Genomic DNA, 1394 nt, shown 5'->3' with positions numbered 1-1394 from the left:
CGACGGAGCCATAAAGCAATGATCTTCCGGCAACTTTTCGATCCGCAATCGTCGACGTACACGTATCTGCTCGCCGACCCCGCATCGCGCGAGGCGCTGCTGATCGATCCCGTGTTCGAGCAGGTGCGTCGCGACGCGGCGCTGCTCGACGAACTCGGGCTGCGGCTCGTCGCGACCGTCGATACGCACGTGCATGCCGATCACGTGACGGGCGCGTGGCTGCTGAAGCAGCGCACGGGCAGCGCGATCGCGATCTCGGCCGCGAGCGGCGCGCACGGCGCCGACCGCTACCTGAACGACGGCGACCGCTGTGCATTCGGCCCGCGCTACCTGACCGTGCGCGCGACGCCCGGCCACACGAGCGGCTGCATCAGCCTCGTGCTCGACGACGAATCGATGGCGTTCACCGGCGATTGCCTGCTGATCCGCGGTACCGGCCGCACCGACTTCCAGCAGGGCGACCCGCGTGCGCTGTATCGCGCGGTGCACGGCCGGCTCTTCACGCTGCCGGCCGCGTGCCTGCTGTATCCCGCGCACGACTATCGGGGGCTCACGGTGACGAGCGTCGGCGAGGAGCGGCGCTTCAACCCGCGTCTCGGCGGCGATCTCAGCGAAGACGATTTCGCGGGCTACATGCGCAACCTCGGCCTCGCGCATCCGCGCCAGATCGACGTCGCGGTGCCGGCGAACCTGCAGTGCGGCGTCGCCGCGAACGCGCCCGATGCGCAGGCGGCAGCCGACTGGGCGCCGCTCGTCTATACGTTCGCCGGCTTCTGGGAAATCGATCCGCAATGGCTCGAGGATCATCTGCCGGCCGTGCAGGTCGTCGACGTGCGCGAGCCGGACGAATTCGCGGGCCCGCTCGGCCATCTGCCCGGCGCGACGCCGATCCCGCTCGGCGAACTGGCCGCGCGCATCGGCGAAATCGCGCACGACCGGCCGGTGGTGACCGTGTGCCGGGCCGGCGGGCGCTCCGCGCAGGCGACGGTGATCCTGAAGAAGGCCGGCTTCGACGCGGTCGCGAACCTCGGCGGCGGGATGCTGCGCTGGCGCGCCGAAGGGCGTGTCGTGATGGACGGCCGATCGTAGCGGCCCAGGCAGTCCCTCGAAAAAAATGTCGGACCGATGTCGAAACGGCCGGGCGCCGTTCGTCGTCAAGGTATCCGATCACGTGGCGCCGCACGACGTGGCGCCGAAACCCAGAGAGACCCCACGATGATGCCGACGCTTTACGCCCATCCCTTTTCGTCCTACTGCCAGAAGGTGCTGACCGCGCTGTACGAGAACGGCACGCCGTTCGAGTATCGCGTGCTCGCGCACGACGATCCGAAACCGATGCAGGAACTGACCAGGCTGTGGCCGCTGAAGCGCTTCCCGGTGCTCGTCGATGCGGG

General features: G+C 69.0%; 2 protein-coding genes. Both read left to right on the top strand.

Annotation, left to right across the window (positions count from 1 at the left end; translation table 11 throughout):
* The first annotated feature begins 18 nt into the window (after positions 1 to 18).
* On the top strand, positions 19 to 1089 hold the full coding sequence (locus JMF90_RS37115; RefSeq protein WP_011548949.1) for a rhodanese-like domain-containing protein: 1071 nt from the start codon (positions 19 to 21) through the stop codon (positions 1087 to 1089).
* 36 nt (positions 1090 to 1125) lie between these two features.
* A partial coding sequence (locus JMF90_RS37110) for a glutathione S-transferase N-terminal domain-containing protein (RefSeq protein WP_236598128.1) occupies positions 1126 to 1394 on the top strand: 269 nt, incomplete at its 3' end.

It is taken from the genome of Burkholderia sp. E168m23 (genome assembly GCF_016586125.1).
Lineage (GTDB): Bacteria > Pseudomonadota > Gammaproteobacteria > Burkholderiales > Burkholderiaceae > Burkholderia > Burkholderia orbicola.
The sequence above is the reverse complement of the archived record's forward strand: the minus strand, read 5'-3'. Positions and strand labels throughout refer to the sequence as shown.

Bases quoted from the DNA above. Each gene is read 5' to 3' on its own strand.
- JMF90_RS37115 (WP_011548949.1), top strand. From the start codon at position 19: ATGATCTTCCGGCAACTTTTCGATCCGCAATCGTCGACGTACACGTAT.